Source organism: uncultured Spongiibacter sp. (assembly GCF_964011655.1).
GTDB classification, from domain to species: Bacteria; Pseudomonadota; Gammaproteobacteria; order Pseudomonadales; family Spongiibacteraceae; genus Spongiibacter; species Spongiibacter marinus.
Genome location: NZ_CAXGPO010000004.1, coordinates 137,177 through 153,214 on the forward strand (window position 1 = coordinate 137,177; position 16,038 = coordinate 153,214).

The 16,038-nt window shown below is 55.9% G+C and carries 13 protein-coding genes; 7 read left to right on the forward strand and 6 right to left on the reverse strand.

Going from position 1 to position 16,038, the window contains the following annotated elements:
• Nucleotides 1–84: 84 nt before the first annotated feature.
• The 6 genes from ABNS66_RS03855 to ABNS66_RS03880 all read left to right on the forward strand — a co-directional run bounded on the left by ABNS66_RS03855 (nt 85) and on the right by ABNS66_RS03880 (nt 7,000).
• A complete protein-coding gene (locus tag ABNS66_RS03855) occupies nt 85–1,035 on the forward strand; it encodes a M23 family metallopeptidase (protein WP_204995127.1) in 951 nt (316 codons plus the stop codon).
• Nucleotides 939–1,361: a polymer-forming cytoskeletal protein gene (locus ABNS66_RS03860; RefSeq protein WP_286836635.1), complete on the forward strand. Its 423-nt coding sequence runs from the start codon at nt 939–941 to the stop codon at nt 1,359–1,361. Before ABNS66_RS03855 ends, ABNS66_RS03860 begins: the two co-directional genes overlap by 97 nt.
• Nucleotides 1,362–1,428: 67 nt before the next feature.
• Nucleotides 1,429–1,989, forward strand: a complete 561-nt coding sequence (locus ABNS66_RS03865; RefSeq protein ID WP_286836633.1) for an alkylphosphonate utilization protein — start codon at nt 1,429–1,431, stop codon at nt 1,987–1,989.
• Nucleotides 1,990–2,316: 327 nt separating this feature from the next.
• Nucleotides 2,317–4,104, forward strand: a complete 1,788-nt coding sequence (locus ABNS66_RS03870; protein ID WP_286836631.1) for an FAD-dependent oxidoreductase — start codon at nt 2,317–2,319, stop codon at nt 4,102–4,104.
• Nucleotides 4,101–5,948, forward strand: a complete 1,848-nt coding sequence (locus ABNS66_RS03875) for a 2-oxoacid:acceptor oxidoreductase subunit alpha (RefSeq protein ID WP_286836629.1) — start codon at nt 4,101–4,103, stop codon at nt 5,946–5,948. Before ABNS66_RS03870 ends, ABNS66_RS03875 begins: the two co-directional genes overlap by 4 nt.
• Nucleotides 5,948–7,000, forward strand: a complete 1,053-nt coding sequence (locus tag ABNS66_RS03880; protein ID WP_204995133.1) for a 2-oxoacid:ferredoxin oxidoreductase subunit beta — start codon at nt 5,948–5,950, stop codon at nt 6,998–7,000. Before ABNS66_RS03875 ends, ABNS66_RS03880 begins: the two co-directional genes overlap by 1 nt.
• Nucleotides 7,001–7,013: 13 nt before the next feature.
• Here ABNS66_RS03880 and ABNS66_RS03885 read toward each other — a convergent pair whose 3' ends face one another.
• Nucleotides 7,014–9,563 (reverse strand): TonB-dependent receptor, encoded by a 2,550-nt coding sequence (locus tag ABNS66_RS03885; protein WP_286836627.1) that lies wholly within the window; start codon nt 9,561–9,563, stop codon nt 7,014–7,016.
• 63 nt (nt 9,564–9,626) lie between these two features.
• The gene (locus tag ABNS66_RS03890; RefSeq protein WP_286694371.1) at nt 9,627–10,793 is read right to left on the reverse strand and encodes an alkane 1-monooxygenase; all 1,167 of its coding nucleotides are present in this window, start codon (nt 10,791–10,793) and stop codon (nt 9,627–9,629) included.
• 208 nt (nt 10,794–11,001) lie between these two features.
• Between ABNS66_RS03890 and ABNS66_RS03895 the strand changes: the two genes are divergently transcribed.
• Complete coding sequence (locus tag ABNS66_RS03895) at nt 11,002–11,604, forward strand: TetR family transcriptional regulator (protein WP_051171230.1); 603 nt, start codon at nt 11,002–11,004, stop codon at nt 11,602–11,604.
• A 28-nt stretch (nt 11,605–11,632) separates the two neighbouring features.
• Here ABNS66_RS03895 and ABNS66_RS03900 read toward each other — a convergent pair whose 3' ends face one another.
• The 4 genes from ABNS66_RS03900 to ABNS66_RS03915 all read right to left on the reverse strand — a co-directional run.
• Nucleotides 11,633–13,129: a CoA-acylating methylmalonate-semialdehyde dehydrogenase gene (locus ABNS66_RS03900; protein WP_348655207.1), complete on the reverse strand. Its 1,497-nt coding sequence runs from the start codon at nt 13,127–13,129 to the stop codon at nt 11,633–11,635.
• Nucleotides 13,130–13,209: 80 nt separating this feature from the next.
• Entirely contained in the window at nt 13,210–14,076 is an 867-nt protein-coding gene (locus ABNS66_RS03905; RefSeq protein ID WP_286694373.1) for an alpha/beta hydrolase, read from the reverse strand.
• Nucleotides 14,077–14,172: 96 nt separating this feature from the next.
• Nucleotides 14,173–15,051 (reverse strand): SDR family NAD(P)-dependent oxidoreductase, encoded by an 879-nt coding sequence (locus ABNS66_RS03910; RefSeq protein WP_204995139.1) that lies wholly within the window; start codon nt 15,049–15,051, stop codon nt 14,173–14,175.
• A gap of 36 nt (nt 15,052–15,087) precedes the next feature.
• Nucleotides 15,088–16,038 (reverse strand): TonB-dependent receptor (locus ABNS66_RS03915; protein ID WP_348655208.1); only part of this gene is annotated, 951 nt, incomplete at its 5' end.

Genomic DNA, 16,038 nt, shown 5'->3' on the forward strand with positions numbered 1-16,038 from the left:
TCGCTCACCGTTTTGAGCGGGTGCACACTCCGGGGCGTCCCTACTAATTGCGCCCTAAATCGGTGCAGCGATGACAGGTTGGCTATGCGGGATCACTACCAAATAACCGTTACGAGTTTTGAGCGAACGCGGCATTATCGCGTACCACAATTTATTAAGCACTTTGCCACGGGCTTTGTTGCTGTGCTTGGACTGTTATTTGCCGGCGGTGTGCTGGCTATTTACGTACTCAGCAATAAGCTCGATGCAATGGACCAGGAGCTTTCTCGCCTTCATGTCCAGCAATCCGAAATTCGCGCAGAGAATACGGCTTTACTGCAAGAGCAGCAACGACTGCAAAATTCCGTTGAAGAAAAAGTGGCAGCCCTGTCTATGATGGGCGAGGAATTAGGCAGCATTGAGGCGATGATGGGCCTGTCTCCTAATCCGGATGCGGAGATTGAATTTCGCTTGGATACCGCAAGCCAAACAGCGCAGGAAAAGCGCTATATGCTCACCGCCATTCCCAGTGGCTACCCCCTGGAAGAGGCCAAAGTCACGAGCTTCTACGGTATGAGAAAGCACCCGGTGTTGGGAAAAATGAAATTGCATGGCGGGGCCGATCTGCGCGCCCGCATTGGTACCCCGGTGTATGCCACGGCCAATGGTGTTGTGGAGTGGGCAGGGTACAACGATGGCGGTTTCGGGAAGATGGTGAAGTTGAGTCATAACTTTGGCTTTACTACGGTATACGGGCATTTAAGTAAGTCGACAGTGGCTGTTGGCGACTATGTAAAGCAGGGAGAGCTGATTGGTTACAGCGGGAATACAGGCTTGTCCAGCGCTCCCCATTTGCACTACGAAGTTCGCCACTTGCATCGGCGTCTCGCTCCGAGAAGTTTTATGGAGTGGTCGCTGGAAAATTATGACGGGCTTTTCACGCGCGAGGAGAGGATAAAGTGGGACTCATTAGCAAAAACAGTAAGAGATCAGATAGCCCTACCCGAACGACGATTATCGCTGCGGGGACCCATTTCGTCGGGGACTTCGAGTTAAAAGACAGCTTTCACTTAGATGGGTCGGTAGACGGCAATATCACCTCGCAGGCTGATGTGACCATCGGTGTGAGCGGGCATTTTAAGGGCGACATTAAAGCCAAACGCGTGCTGGTGAGCGGCAGGCTCGATGGCAAGGTTGATGCCGACTACATCGAAATTGTGGCATCAGGGCAGGTGAATGGCGATATCCGGGTGCGCGAGCTGGCCATTGAGTCGGGAGGTCAGTTTATTGGCGCAAGCCATGTTAAAAAACACGACACGCCAGTACTGACACCCGTCGACGCCAGTGCCGAGGCAGACAGTAGCGACCGCGCGGCCGGCTGATTGTCAGCGCCTTCACCGCAGCGGTTGCAGATCGTTTATAATGCGCGGCTTTTGCTTGGAGGCAATCATGGCAATCGATCAGGCGTTAATGCAGCGCAGCCAGGGACAGTGCGAGCTGTGTGGCAGTAGTGACGGGCTCAGCGCGTATGAGGTTAGCGGTTCAGAGCAGCCAGCGTCGGTGGTGGTTTGTGGTGAATGCCTTGCGCAGATTGCCGGTGACGATGCCCTGCAAGCGGCGCGTTGGCACTGCCTGAATCAAAGTGTTTGGAGCACTGAACCCGCTGTTCAGGTGCTTTCCTATCGAATGTTACATCGCCTGAGTAGCGAGCCCTGGGCGCAAGACCTGCTGGATATGGTGTTTCTTGATGAGCCCCTGCAGAAATGGGCGGACGCAGGGCTGGCCGATAGCGACCAGGTGGCAACTGTTGACGCCAACGGTGCGGTACTTCAGGCCGGCGATAGCGTTACCCTGATCAAAGACCTTAACGTCAAAGGCACCAGTTTCACCGCCAAACGCGGCACTGCCGTTCGCAATATCTCCCTTAGCGATAACCCCGAGCATATTGAAGGGCGTGTCAATGGCACGCGCATTGTGATTATTAGTAAGTTTGTTAAAAAATCCAGCTAATCTTTTCCCCGCAGTGCGACCGGGTTGCACTCGCGGGGCCTGTCTCTTTAGATAGCCATAATTGCCTCCAGCCCTGTTGTCGGTGGCTTATTTGGGTCCGCCAAACCTCGCTTCCTTCGCCTCGTTAGAGGCAAAAATGACCTCCAGCAGGTGCAATTCATTGCGTGTTAGCAGGCTCCCGTTTCTAGCTGGCGCCTCACTGTTGACTGCATTCTGGGAATGGCGCCATTTTTCTAATGAATTTTTAATATCGCTATGCTGTAATCGCCACTAACAAGACGTTTTTGCTTCCTCAAACCCAAATAAGAATAGTATTCAGGGGGAACATTGAAACCGACCGATGTAAAAGACTCGGAGTATTTCCACAGGGTGGTGGATTGCCAATATGCCTGTCCTGCCCATACCCCCGTTCCCGAATATATTCGCCTGATCGCGGCTCAGCGCTATACCGATGCGTATATGGTTAACTGGGAGTCGAATGTCTTTCCCGGTGTGCTTGGGCGCACCTGTGACCGCCCCTGTGAACCCGCGTGCAGGCGCGGCAGGGTGGAAGAAGAACCCGTTGCCATTTGCCGGTTAAAGCGCGTTGCTGCCGATAATAAGGCGGATATACAGGACCGCTTGCCGGTCATCCCGAAAAAGAAAAACGGCAAGAGAATAGCCTTGGTGGGTGCCGGGCCAGCGTCGCTGACAGTTGCCCGCGACCTCATGCCCCTTGGTTACAACATCGACTTATTTGACGAGCAGCCAGCGGGCGGCGGATTCATGCGCAGCCAGATACCGGCGTTCCGGCTCCCTGAGTCGGTGCTGAATGAAGAGGTCGATACTATTTTGCATATGGGGGTGGTCAGCCACTTTAGGCACTATGTCGACAGTTTGAAGGCGCTGCTTGAACAGGGCGATTACGATGCGGTGTTTGTTGGCAGCGGCGCGCCCATGGGACGCGATTTAGATATTTCTGGTCGCGAAGCCGCCGACGCGAATATTCACATTGGTATCAATTGGCTGGCCAGCGTGGCGTTTGGTCATGTGCAGACAGTTGGGCGCAGAGTGCTGGTACTCGGAGGCGGGAATACCGCCATGGACTGCTGCCGAACAGCCAGACGTTTGGGAGGCGAAGACGTGCGCGTGGTGGTGCGCAGCCCCTTTGAAGAGATGAAGGCCTCACCCTGGGAAAAGGAAGACGCCCAGCAGGAAGGCATTCCGATCTACGATAACCATGTCCCCAAGGCGTTTCTTGTTGAAGACGGCAAGCTGGTTGGCATGCGCTTTGAGAAAGTGAAGGCCGTGTACGAAGACGGCAAGCGGCAACTGATACCCACCGGCGAGCCGCCAGTCGATATGGTCTGCGACGATGTGCTGGTCGCCATCGGTCAGCAGAATGCGTTTCCCTGGATTGAGCGCGATATTGGTATTGAGTTCGATCAGTGGCAATTGCCCGTTGTCGATAAAGACACCTTCCAGTCGACGCTGCCCAATGTGTTTTTTGGTGGCGATGCTGCCTTTGGCCCGGAAAATGTGATTACCGCTGTTGCCCACGGCCACCAAGCGGCGATTTCTATTGATCTGTTTTGCCGCGGCGAGTCGGTGACACAGCGCCCGCCGCCGGGGGTGACCTTGGTCAGCCAGAAGATGGGTATTCACGAATGGAGCTACGACAATCAAATTGAAGATGACGCCCGTTATCGTGTTCCCCATGCCAACCTGGATCAGGCATTGTCCGACCGCAGCTTGGAGGTTGAGTTAGGCTTTGATGCCGAAACAGCCTTTCACGAAGCGCAGCGCTGCCTGAATTGCGATGCGCAAACTGTCTTCACCGAGAAACTGTGCATTGAATGTGATGCCTGCTTGGATATATGTCCAACCAGTTGCCTGAGTTTTGTTGTTAACGACGACGAAGAAAGCACACTGCGTCAGAAACTGCGGATGCCTGCGAACAACCCTGATCAGGCCATTTATGTATCCGAGGACCTCGCAACTGGCAGGGCCATGGTTAAAGACGAAAATGTCTGCCTGCACTGCGGTTTGTGTGCCGAGCGCTGTCCTACTGCGGCTTGGGATATGCAGCAGTTTTATTACAGCGTCAGCAAAGCCGGCGAGGAAGTACAGCCATGAAGCGTATTGAAGCGGTCAATGATTTTGTCATCAAATTCGCCAATGTTAACGGCACCGGCTCGGCGAGTGCCAACAATATGTTTGCCAAGGCGCTGTTTCGTATGGGTCTGCCGGTAAGCCCCAAAAACATCTTTCCTTCTAATATTCAGGGGCTACCGACCTGGTTCGAGGTGCGGGTGAACGAGAAGGGCTTTCTCGGTCGCCGTGGCGGCATCGATATGATGGTCTGCATGAATCCGCAGAGCATGGCGAAAGACATCAAAGAATTAGAGTCCGGAGGTTACTTCCTCTATGACTCCAGCAAGCCTCTCGACCTGCGTTTACTGCGCAGTGATGTTACCTTCATTGGTATTCCGCTTCGCGACTTGTGCCGTCGGGAATTTAGCGATCCGCGTCAGCAGCAGCTGTTTCGTAATGTGGTCTATGTGGGGGCGCTCGCCGCGTTGCTGGATATCGAGTTTGATGTGCTTACCGGCCTGGTGGCCGACCAGTTTCAGGGCAAGGAAAAGCTGATTACTTCCAATGTGCGGGCCCTGGAGCTGGGTTACCACTACGCTGCGGAGAACATCGACTGCCCGCTGGGTATTCGCGTGGAGCGTCGCGACGCCGTCGGTGACGCGATCCTTATCGACGGCAACACGGCGTCGGCGTTGGGGGCCATCTATGGTGGCGCAAGCGTTGCGGCCTGGTACCCCATTACGCCCTCGACCTCGGTCGTCGATGGTTTTGATAAATACTGCAAGCGCTTGCGCATTGATCCTGCCAGCGGCAATAAGAACTACGCCATTGTGCAGGCTGAAGATGAGCTGGCGGCAATTGGCATGGTGATTGGTGCCAGTTGGAACGGTGCCCGCGCATTTACGGCAACCAGTGGCCCGGGAATTTCGCTAATGAGTGAGTTTTTGGGGCTGGCGTATTTTGCCGAAATTCCCTGTGTGCTTATTAATGTTCAGCGAGCCGGGCCATCTACCGGTATGCCGACGCGAACACAGCAATCGGATGTGATGGCTTGCGCCTATGCCTCCCACGGCGATACCAAACACGTGCTGCTGTTTCCGGCCACGGCGCAGGAGTGCTTTTCCATGACGGCGGAGGCTTTCGATTTAGCCGAAGAGTTGCAGACCCCAGTGATTGTGATGAGCGATTTGGATCTGGGCATGAATGACAGTATGTCGCCGCCGTTGAGCTGGGATGACCAGCGCGAATACCGGCGTGGCAAGGTGTACAGCGGCGAGCAACTAGAGGCGATGTCGGAACGCTTTGGTCGGTATCTCGATACCGATGGCGACGGTATTCCCTATCGCACCTATCCCGGTGCCCATCCGGAGAAGGGCGCATTCTTCACTCGCGGCACCTCCCGAGACGAGTACGCCGTGTACACCGAAGACAGTGCGCAATACGAATTGAATATGCAGCGCCTGCTGAAGAAATGGCAAACGGCATCCACCAAGGTGCCCAAAGCGGAGGAGTGCAACGCGAGCGGCGCTGCAGATGTAGGGGTGATTTACTACGGAACCAGCCACGAGGCAGCGCGAGAGGCGGTAGACAGTTTGTCGCGAGCGGGGATCGCCGTCGACACGCTGCGGTTAAAGGCCTTTCCCTTCGATGATGGTGTGGCCGCGTTTATTGATAGCCACAAGCAACTTTTTATTATTGAGCAAAATCGTGACGCGCAAATGCGCAGCTTAATCGTCAACGAATGCCTGGTATCGCCGCGTCGTTTAGTGCCTATTTTAAACTACGGCGGTATGCCAATTACCGCTCGGCAGATTGAGAGCGATATTTGCCGCCACCTTGACGAGAACAAAGTACAACCGCTGCGCGCCGCCAAGGAGACCGTGTAATGACCTATTTACGCCCGAGTTTCCGCCATCCAGAGCAGCCGATTAACGAGTTGGGTTTTACCCGCAAGGATTATGAAGGCGCGCTGTCGACCCTCTGTGCGGGTTGTGGCCACGACTCGATTAGCGCGGCGATTGTGCAGGCCTGTTTCGAGTTATCCATCGCCCCACACAAGGTGGCCAAACTTTCCGGTATTGGCTGCAGCTCGAAGACACCCACCTACTTTCTCGGCAATTCTCACGGCTTCAACTCGGTTCACGGCCGCATGCCATCGGTCGCGACAGGTGCGAACTTGGCGAATCGCGACTTAATCTACGTTGGCGTCTCCGGTGACGGCGACTCAGCATCCATTGGTATGGGGCAGTTCACTCACGCCGTGCGTCGCAACGTGAATATGATGTACGTGGTCGAGAACAACGGCTGCTACGGTTTAACAAAGGGGCAGGACTCCGCGACCGCCGATGTTGGCTCGGCCAGTAAAAAGGGTGAGCCCAATCCCTTTGAGGCCATCGACCTGGCCAGCATCGCTTTGCAGCTCGGTGCCAGCTTTGTTGCGCGGAGCTTCTCGGGGGATCGCGAGCAACTCGTGCCGTTGATCAAGGCAGCGATCAGTCACCGCGGTTTTGCCTTTATCGATGTGATCTCACCCTGTGTCACCTTTAATAATAATCCGGCTTCGACCAAGGGTTATGAGTATGTGCGCGACCACTTGGCGGCGACGGGGACGGTGGATTATGTTCCGTTTAAGCAGGAAATTTCGGCCAGTTATGCCGAAGGTGAAAGCAAGGCGGTAACGCTGCACGACGGTTCAGTGGTGCAGCTTCGCAAGGCGGACCCAGAGCTGGACCTAAACAGCCGGCGCTCGGCGTTGCGCTTGATAAAGGACTACCGAGCCAAAGAGCAAATTCTCACCGGGCTGTTGTATATGGATGAGGATTCTCAGGACCTGCATGAAATTATCGGTACCAGCAAGACACCGTTGCAGGCCTTGACCGAGGCAGAGCTTTGCCCCGGTCAGAAGGTATTAGACAAGCTCAACGACAGTTTGCGTTGAGCTTGTCTGCGGCTTACCAGCGATAGGAGGCTTGCAGGGCGAGCGTCCGGGGTGGGTTGGTAAAGCCGTGGTGGCTGGTGGTGCCTGCGATGACTTTCTTGGCCACGGGGGTGTCAACCGCGTACAGCACTATCAGCTCGTCGGTGAGGTTTTTACCCAGCAGCGCCAGCTCCCAGGTGCCGTCTGCCGCAGACAGTGATACCCGGCCGTTGTACTGAATAAAGGCGTCTTGTTTTACGCGCTCATCCAGGTTTGGCGACGGGTGGTACTCGTCGCTGAAGATGGCATCCAGGTTTGCCCGCAGCATTAAGCTGTCACCCAGTGCGCTTTCGTACGCGAGCAATAAGTTGCCCGAGAAGTCGGCGGCATACTGGTTGGTTTTACCGGAGTAATCGCAGTTGATGCCATTGGGGTTGTCGGGAATCTGGTCCTGAATACAGGTGCCGAATTCGTGATTTTGAAACTCAAAGTCCAAAAACGCCAAGCCACCGGCAAGCATCAGGTTTTCACTCAGTGCGATACGGCCGTCGAATTCAATACCCTGGGTCACAGCGCTGGCGGCATTGCCGACATTGAAGCCCAGGGTGCCATCAAACACACTGACCTGAAGATCGTCGAACTGGGTGTAAAACAGTGCGGTATTCAGCTCGGCAACACCGTCGAACAAGGTGGTTTTCAAACCTAACTCGTAGGACGTGGCGCGCTCTTCCTCATACTCGAAGCTACCGATTAATACCTGCGGGTTAGGCCCAACGGCATTGGGGTTGCTCGGTGTGGGGTCGGCACTGGGCGAAGAGTTGGAGCGGGCATCGTAGCCGCCCGATTTAAAGCCTCGGCGAGCGGAGAAGTAGCTCATTGCCGCGTCGTTGATGTCCCACTGAATATTTACCAGCGGTGCAAACTGTGACTCGGTGCGCTTACCTTTTAAGTCGTGGCGCTCAGCGGCAAAGGTCACCGCAGCGGCGGTATCGGTTTCACCGATCGGCAGGCGAGAGCCATCCGGCAGCCCGAACTCTAGCTTCCTGCTGCCGCTTTTCTTCTCGTAGGTATAGCGGCCGCCCAGAGTCAGGCGCCAACTCGGGTTGATGATCCAGGTGCCTTGCATAAAGGCCGAGGCAATAATCGAGTCGCTTTTGAAATCGCGCGGTGAGCGAATATCGATCAGCGAGTTACCCGCATCGCCAATACCCAGTAGTTCAAAGCCGCTGCTGCCATTGGCGCCGGGGTCGATGTCGCCGCGTGCGCCGCCTTCAAGCAGGTCGGCAGCATTGATCAGCTGGGGAATCAGCGTGGAGGGCAGCACAATGGAGTCGAAAAAGTAGACATCGTTGTACTGGAAGTACGTGCCGGCGATCATGTCGAAGTTCTCGCCCGCCGGGGATATCCAGCGAAATTCCTGGCTGAACTGCTCGTATTCCTCTTCCATGACCACCTGGAAAAGGGGTGAGCCGGTAAAGTCGCAGTCACACTCTTCATCGTACTGGTAGGCCATGTAGGCGGTAATCGACGAGAAGGTGTGCCCGTCTTTATACCAGTCCATATTCAGGGTGACGTTTTGCGTATCGTTATAGCTGAAGTCGCCATTGGCGTGGCGCTTGCGATCGGCCTTGGTGTCGAGCACCGAGTCATCGGCCTGCATATTCAGAATGGAGCCGTTGTCCTGCAGTTGCAGCAGGTTGCGCACCGGCGCTGGCAGGGCAGCGAAAACACCGCTGGCGGCGCCGAAGTCAGGGAATACAGTGTTGTTGAGAATCTCACCATAAGTGCGCCCGGTGAAGATAAAGATGTCTGAGTCAGAGGGAGTGTCGTTAATAATCTCCGACTGACGACCCACCACATCGAAGCTGCCAATTTCCAGTTTCAGCATGGCCTTGAAATCATCGCCTGGGTCCCAGCCGACTTTCAGTCGATAGGTTGCCTCGTCGCGCTCGGCCTCATCGCGGTCGAGAACCTGGTTTTCCACAAAGCCGTCTATCTGGCGCTGGCGCATTGCAAAGCGCATGCTCAGTGCGTCGGTCAGTGGGCCAGAGGCAACAAAGTCGATCACTCGTTCACCGAGGTCGGGCTCGTAGGTGCCCTGAATAAACAGCTCGGGTTCCTGGCTGGGCGAGGCTGTGCCGACATTGATGGCGCCGGCAATACTGTTTTTACCCAGCAGGATATTTTGTGGGCCACGCAATACTTCGACACGCTCTAGGTCGAGGAAGGGCGCGCGCGCCAGCTGGGCGCGGCCGTAGTACACGCCATCTACGTACATGCCAACCGATTGCTCAAAGCCTTGGTTTTCACCGGAGCCGATACCGCGAATATAAATGTCGGTACCGATACTGGATTCGGTCATCGTAAAGTTGGGGACGTAGGCCTGCAGGTCTTCAATTTTTGCCAGCCCGGCTTCCATTAATTTCTCACCACCGATTGCGCTGACCGAAACCGGTACGTCTTGCAGGCTTTGCTCGCGCAGTTGCGCGGTAACGATAACTTCTTCCAGCTGTGCGGCAAAAAGCTGCGGGCTTTGGCAGAGTCCGATAGATAGTGCGCTGTATAGTGCAGTCTTTCTTATCATTATGGTTCTCCATTACAAACTGAGGCGCCGCCTAAGCGGCGGCGACAGGTGTTTTCGCGTTGATTAGGCAGCTCGGCCCTGATTGCTTGACGTTGGGTAACGGCGTTTCAGCTTCTGCGCCTTACTTGGGTGCAAATGCGCCTGGCTGAGATTGCCCTGATGGTGAGCGACAACTTTCGGGTCCATCACTCGGAACCACAGCGGCGGAAAGTAGGCGAGGATCATCATCGACGCATAGCCAGAGGGCAGCTGTGGGCTGTCACTAAAGTGTCGCAGGGCCTGAAACGCTCGGTTGGGATGGGCGTGGTGGTCGGAGTGGCGCTGCAGCTGATAGAGCAACAGGTTAGTAACGATGTGGTTGCTGTTCCACGAGTGCTTGGGTAGGCAGCGCTCATAGCGACCCTTTTCATCTTGCTGGCGCAGCAGGCCATAGTGTTCAACATAGTTGATGACCTCCAGCAATGACGCGCCGAGGGCCGCTTGAACCACCAGAAACGCCAGGGCAGGCCAGCCCAGCCAGAGGGTGCATGCCGCGAACAGTACAATCGTCATCGACCATGCCTGAAGCACGTCATTGCGCCAGTGCCAAAAGCTGAGGCCTTTGCGCTCGAGGCGCTGTTTTTCAATTTCGCATGCTGAGCGCAAGCTGCCAATGACGGTGCGGGGCAGAAAGCGCCAAAAGCTCTCTCCCATCCTTGAGCTGGCGGGGTCTTTGGGAGTCGCGACGTTGCGGTGATGACCGAAGTTGTGCTCGACATAAAAGTGGCCATAGGCGACGGGGGCCAGTGCCAGCTTCGCCAAAAACTGGCTGAGAGCGTCGCGTTTATGGCCAAGCTCATGGCCGGTATTGATGCCGATGCCGTTTACGTAAGCACAGCTTAACAGGGCGCCAGCGATACCCCAGGGGCCAAGTTCAGTACAGGCAAACCACACAGCGATTAACGTGCCCACGTATTGCAGCGGGATATACGCGTAAACAATGTATCGGTAATAAGGGTCGGCCTCGAGTTGCGCAACAGCGCTCTCTGGTGGGTTTGAGCGGTCAGTGCCAATGACGAAATCCATCATCGGGATCACCAGGTACACCATGAAGGGAGCAAACCACCAGCCCCATATTTGTCCCGTTGTCATGTAGATGGCGGCGCCAACAATGGGGAACAGTGGAACCAATAGGCCCAAGGCCCACATATAGCGCTTGGGGTCGCGCCAGTGTGAAGTGCTTGCAGACATCCGAAATCGCCTCTTATTGAAGTTAACATGTGTTAAGATGGACTTTAGTCCATTAACTTAACGGGTGTCAAGATTTTATGCCAGGCGCTACTGTTCTCTGATATGTTCTATTTTTGTTGTGTTATCAACGGTTTGTGTGGATGTTGTTGGGCGGTAGTCGTGTGATGGTGTTAACATTTGTAAAAATGCGTTCTCAGTTGAGGAGAAAATGAGCGAGAGCAAGCCCAAACAGAGTCGCAAGGGGAACAAGGAAAAGTTGATGAATGCGGCCCTGAACCTATTGGCGGAAGATCAGAGTGGTTTGTCTGGTATCAGTCTGAGACAGATCACCAAGGCCTGTGGTTTGAGTCCCCCGGCGTTTTACAGCCACTTTTCCTCGGTGGAGGAGCTGGGGTTGGCCTTGGTTAGCGAGGTAGGTAGCACGCTGCGCCAAGTCTTGAAGGGTGTTCGCGATGCTGAGTCAGAAGAGGCGGTTATCGAGGCTTCTGTGCAAGCGGCCTTTGGGTATATCCGCGGTAACGAGCCACTGTTTATTCTTATTGCGAGGGAGCGCGCCGGTAGCTCTTCGCTGTTGCGAGGGGCAATTCGCAACGAGGTTCGTGAAATTGTTGAGGACATGGCGACCGACTTTCATCGACGCGGGCTGTTTGAGCGTTTCGATCTCGATAGCAAGTATGCCGCCGTGGCTGCCATTGTCTCGCTGGGCCTTAGTCTGATCCCTGATATTCTCGATGTGTCGCGGGACTCACCCAGCGACGGCGACCGCCTGCTCGCTGAGTTTGAAAATCAAGTAAAGCTCATCTTGTTTTAGCGGGGTCGCCTTTCGGCGACCCCGCCAATTATTTCAGAGAAATGGTCATATTCGGCGCACCTGAACTGGCGTCATCCTCGGGCCAGCGCGCGGTAATGGTTTTTGTCTCGGTGTAAAACCGAACAGCTTGTTTGCCATAGGCGTGCAGGTCGCCCATGAATGACTTTTTCCAGCCGGTGAATGAAAAGAATGGCAATGGGACTGGAATGGGAATGTTGATACCCACTTGGCCCACTTCAACCTCACTTTGATAGCGTCGGGCGGCGGCGCCAGAAGCGGTGAAGATCGACGTGCCGTTGCCAAAGGGGCTGCTGTTGACCAATGTCAGCGCTTCGTCGAGGTTGGCGACCTGCATGGCGCACAGTACCGGGCCAAAAATTTCTTCCCGATAGATACGCATATCGGTGGTGACATCGGCAAATACCGTGGGGCCAAGCCAGTTGCCGTCGGGGAAGCCCGCAACCTGGCACTGGCGGCCATCGAGTTTCAGGTTTGCACCCTCATCCACGCCTGCGGCAATTAAGGTCTCCACGCGCTGTTTGGCTGCTGGGCTGATCAAGGGGCCGTAGCCGGCCTCGGGGTCTTTCCAATGCCCGGGGCGAATTGCCCGAAGTTTCTCAGTAAGTTCGTCCAGCCACTGAATCGCGTCGCCCACGAATACCGCCACGCTTATTGCCATGCAGCGCTGACCCGCGGCGCCGACAGCAGCGCCCAGCAAATTATTGATCACGGTGTTTTTGTCGGCATCGGGCATGATCACCATGTGGTTTTTCGCACCGGCCATGCACTGCACGCGTTTGAGCTGGTGGCAACCGCGGCGATAAATATGCTCGCCGACGGGAACCGATCCCACAAAGGAAATCGCTCGGGTCAGTGGCGCATCAAGCAGGGCGTCGACCTGCTGTTTGCCCCCGTGAACCATTTGCAAGACGCCTGCTGGGCAGCCCGCCTCCTCAAAGAGTTCAACAAGTCGCAGCGCGGTCATTGGCACTTGTTCAGAGGGCTTGAGGATAAAGGTATTTCCGCAGGCGATTGCCAGCGGGAACATCCACAGTGGAATCATCGCCGGGAAATTAAACGGCGTAATGCCTACGCACACTCCCAGTGGCTGGGTGATGCTGTAGGTGTCGACATCGCGGGCGACATTCTCAACGGTTTCGCCCATCAGTAAGCTGGGGATATTGCAGGCCTGCTCGACAACTTCAATGCCGCGCCAGACATCGCCCTTGGCATCCTCAAAGGTCTTGCCGTTGTCTTGGGCCAGAATTTCCGCCAGTTCATCGTGGTGGGCTTTTAGCAGGTGCTGATAGCGCAACATCAGCCGTGCGCGTTCGGGTACTGGCACTTTCCGCCACGATGCAAAGGCTTTTTCGGCGCCTTCAATAGCGCGTTCAATATCGGCCTCGCTGCTGTAGGGAAGTTTGGCAAGGTGCTGCTGTGTGGCGGGGTCGACAATGCTTTGCGACTCAGTGGATTGTCCCGGCAGGTACTCGCCGTTAATGAACTGCGGAATGATGGTCGTCATGGCTCACCTCGCTGTGGAAAGTGGCTCAGTGTAGCAAGGCTGGCGCCATAAAAAGAATGCCAAGTGCGGACAGCGTTGATCTACAGCAATTGTTGCTCGCTCAACCAGCGCCGGGTTATGGCGGCAACCTGTTCGTCATCCTCTTGCAGGGCCATATGGCCGACGCCGGCGATCACCGAGTGGTCGACGCAGGGCGAGCACCGCCGCGCGTGAAACTCAAATACGCTGGGTGGGTAGAGGTAGCTGTGTTCGGCGCGCAGCAACAGGGTTGGCACCTTAATGGTTTTCAGCGCCTGCCAGGGGGAGTCAACATGGCTGAAGTTGTGTGCTTCCCACGCCGGTAAATAATTCAGTTGGTAACCATCGTCGACGGGGCTAAGTACAGCGTTGGCGTAATCGACAAAAGCCTGTTCAGAGAAGCGCTTATATATAGGTTTTTGCGCGTGATAGTCGATGAACTCGCGGTGGTCAGTCCACTGTTGCCGCCGCCCGCGTGTGCGTTTGACGAGGCCGATATGGCGCGTGACCCACGGGGAAATCAGCTTTGGAAACTTAGGCAGTAGGCGGCCGGGCAATGTGGCGGGGTCGTACATCACCAGTGCCTTGAATAAATCAGGCCGACGCGCGGCGGCAAGGGCGCTTACCGATGCGCCAATGGAATGTCCCAGTGCCACGACTGGGGCTGTTTGTTGGTGCTCGAGAAAGGCAATCAGGTCGTCGGCGTGATCTTGCCAGTTAAAACCTCGTGGTGGCTGCGCATGCGGCCAGGCTCCGCGGTTTTCCATGCCAAGCAGAGAAAAGTCGTCGGCAAAGTGGCGTAGAAAGAACTGGTAGCTGGCAACGGGAAAGCCGTTAGCGGCAGCGAAATGCAGCGGCTGCTCGCCCTTTCCGCCGTGGAGCCAGGCCGCGGGGCCGCGGCCAAAATCGTGTTCTACGCGCGTTAACATGGCGCCCTCCCGGTTGCTGTGGTTACCCATGTGGGCGCACCGGCGGCGCATCCACATGGGGCATTCTTACACCTGGGGTGGGCGTGGTTTCAGTAACTATGCGTGCAAGCCGTGCTCAATCGGGCATTCCCCACGAGCGAGTTTGCGCGCGCGCTCCACCAGTGTGTCTTCCATCGACTCGCGGCCAATCATAATCACAAAGTCGCCCTGATGCAGCCCATCCAGAGCAAACCGTGCCAATTCGTCCAGGTCTTGTACTGGCAGGTCTACGCCGATTTGCTTCATGCCCTCCATAAACTCGTCGAAGGTCATTTCTGCGCCTTCGGGGGCAGGCTTTTCTCGCGCGAGCTCAGCGGGGCGGTTGCGGCGCGTGGTCCAAATGCCCGTTGGCAAGATACCGCCGGACGGATAGAAGATGCAGGCGCGCAATTTGCTTTCCTGGCCAACAAGCTGTGCGTTTAGACACTCCGTCATGATTGACACCCCGGCTTTGCTCGAGGCGTAGACAGATTGGTCTGCCAGCGGTGAAATGCCGCCGTCCCCAGAGCTGGTGTTCATAATAATGCCCTCTTCACCGGACTCCAGCATGCGTGGCACAAAGGCCTGAACGCCGTGGGCGATGCCGCGCAGATTCACGCCTAATACCCACTGCCAGTCGTTGGGCGTGGTGTCCCACACATTATTGTTGGGCACGCTAACCCCGGCGTTGTTGCACAGCACGTGGCAGGCACCAAATTCGCTGAACACCGCATCGGCCAGAGCATTGACCGACTCGGGTTTGGATACGTCGGTGACAACAGCGCGCACCACACCCCCTTTGGCGGCTAACTCGGTTGCCGTTTTATCCAGTGCGGTTTTCTCCACGTCGGAGATCACCACTTTGGCGCCTTCCTCTAAAAATGCATTGGCGAGTGCGCGGCCAATGCCGCTGGCGCCGCCGGTAACGACAACGACTTTTTCTTTGAAGCTTTGCATGGTTTTCTCCTTGTTATAAATAGTGTGTTGCCAGTGTTAGAACAATTGTCGAAGATCCAGGCCGAACATTCGGGGTTCGCCCCAGGCCTGGTTATAGGTGCCGGATGAGTCGGCAACGGCGACGACGCCGATGCGGTATCGCTCGTCGGTGATGTTCTTTGCCCAGGCCGAAACGGTGAGATCACCCGCTGTGTTTTGCCAGGTCAGGCGGCCATCTAGCAGTGCATAGGCGGGCTGGCCGGCCTTTTCCGGTGAGTCTTTGAAGGCGGCATAGGATGCCGGGTCAAAACCGTAGAAAACGTCGCTTTTGTAGCTGAGGTCGAGGCGAGAGGTCACTATGCCGATGTCGCCGGACCAGGTGTATTGCACGCCAAGCGAGGCTGACTTGTCCGGGGAGACAGGAAAGGTCTCATTGCTGCGATCGACGAACTTTTCCTGGCCAACGATGGCCGACTGCAGGTCCAGCTCGGTGAATTCTATGTACCGATAGTTATTGATGCTGAGGCTGGCGTTAATTTGCAGTGCCGAGCTGGGAAGCCATAACAGTTCCAGCTCCGCGCCGCGTATTTCAGACTGGCCAGCATTGCCGAATACCACAACAACGTTTTGTGCCGAGTCTGAGCCGACGGCAATGAGTTGTTGGTCGTCAAAGTCCATGTGGTAGAACGCGCCGTTAATACGAACACTGCGCTCAAAGGCATCGATCTTAAAGCCGATCTCGTTATTGGTGACAACCTCCGGGTTGATCCGCTGCAGGCCGTCGACGCCCCGCGGCTCGAAAAAGCCCGACTTAAAGCCGCGGCTCCACGTGGCGTAAAACATTGCGCTGTTGAGCAACTCTCCGTCTAGCCAGTGGTCCGGCAGTGTGTAGGCCAATGACACCATTGGCGTGGCCTGGCGAAAGGTTTCGTCGCCGATATCCTTGCGGCGGGTATTCGGGTCTAAGGGATAATCGTGCAGCGCATCGCCGTCGGCGTCTGGGAACAG

Coding starts and splice junctions, on each gene's coding strand:
- ABNS66_RS03855 (WP_204995127.1), top strand. CDS start 85: ATGCGGGATCACTACCAAATAACCGTTACGAGTTTTGAGCGAACGCGG.
- ABNS66_RS03865 (WP_286836633.1), top strand. CDS start 1,429: ATGGCAATCGATCAGGCGTTAATGCAGCGCAGCCAGGGACAGTGCGAG.
- ABNS66_RS03875 (WP_286836629.1), top strand. CDS start 4,101: ATGAAGCGTATTGAAGCGGTCAATGATTTTGTCATCAAATTCGCCAAT.
- ABNS66_RS03880 (WP_204995133.1), top strand. CDS start 5,948: ATGACCTATTTACGCCCGAGTTTCCGCCATCCAGAGCAGCCGATTAAC.
- ABNS66_RS03885 (WP_286836627.1), bottom strand. CDS start 9,563: ATGATAAGAAAGACTGCACTATACAGCGCACTATCTATCGGACTCTGC.
- ABNS66_RS03890 (WP_286694371.1), bottom strand. CDS start 10,793: ATGTCTGCAAGCACTTCACACTGGCGCGACCCCAAGCGCTATATGTGG.
- ABNS66_RS03895 (WP_051171230.1), top strand. CDS start 11,002: ATGAGCGAGAGCAAGCCCAAACAGAGTCGCAAGGGGAACAAGGAAAAG.
- ABNS66_RS03900 (WP_348655207.1), bottom strand. CDS start 13,129: ATGACGACCATCATTCCGCAGTTCATTAACGGCGAGTACCTGCCGGGA.
- ABNS66_RS03905 (WP_286694373.1), bottom strand. CDS start 14,076: ATGTTAACGCGCGTAGAACACGATTTTGGCCGCGGCCCCGCGGCCTGG.
- ABNS66_RS03910 (WP_204995139.1), bottom strand. CDS start 15,051: ATGCAAAGCTTCAAAGAAAAAGTCGTTGTCGTTACCGGCGGCGCCAGC.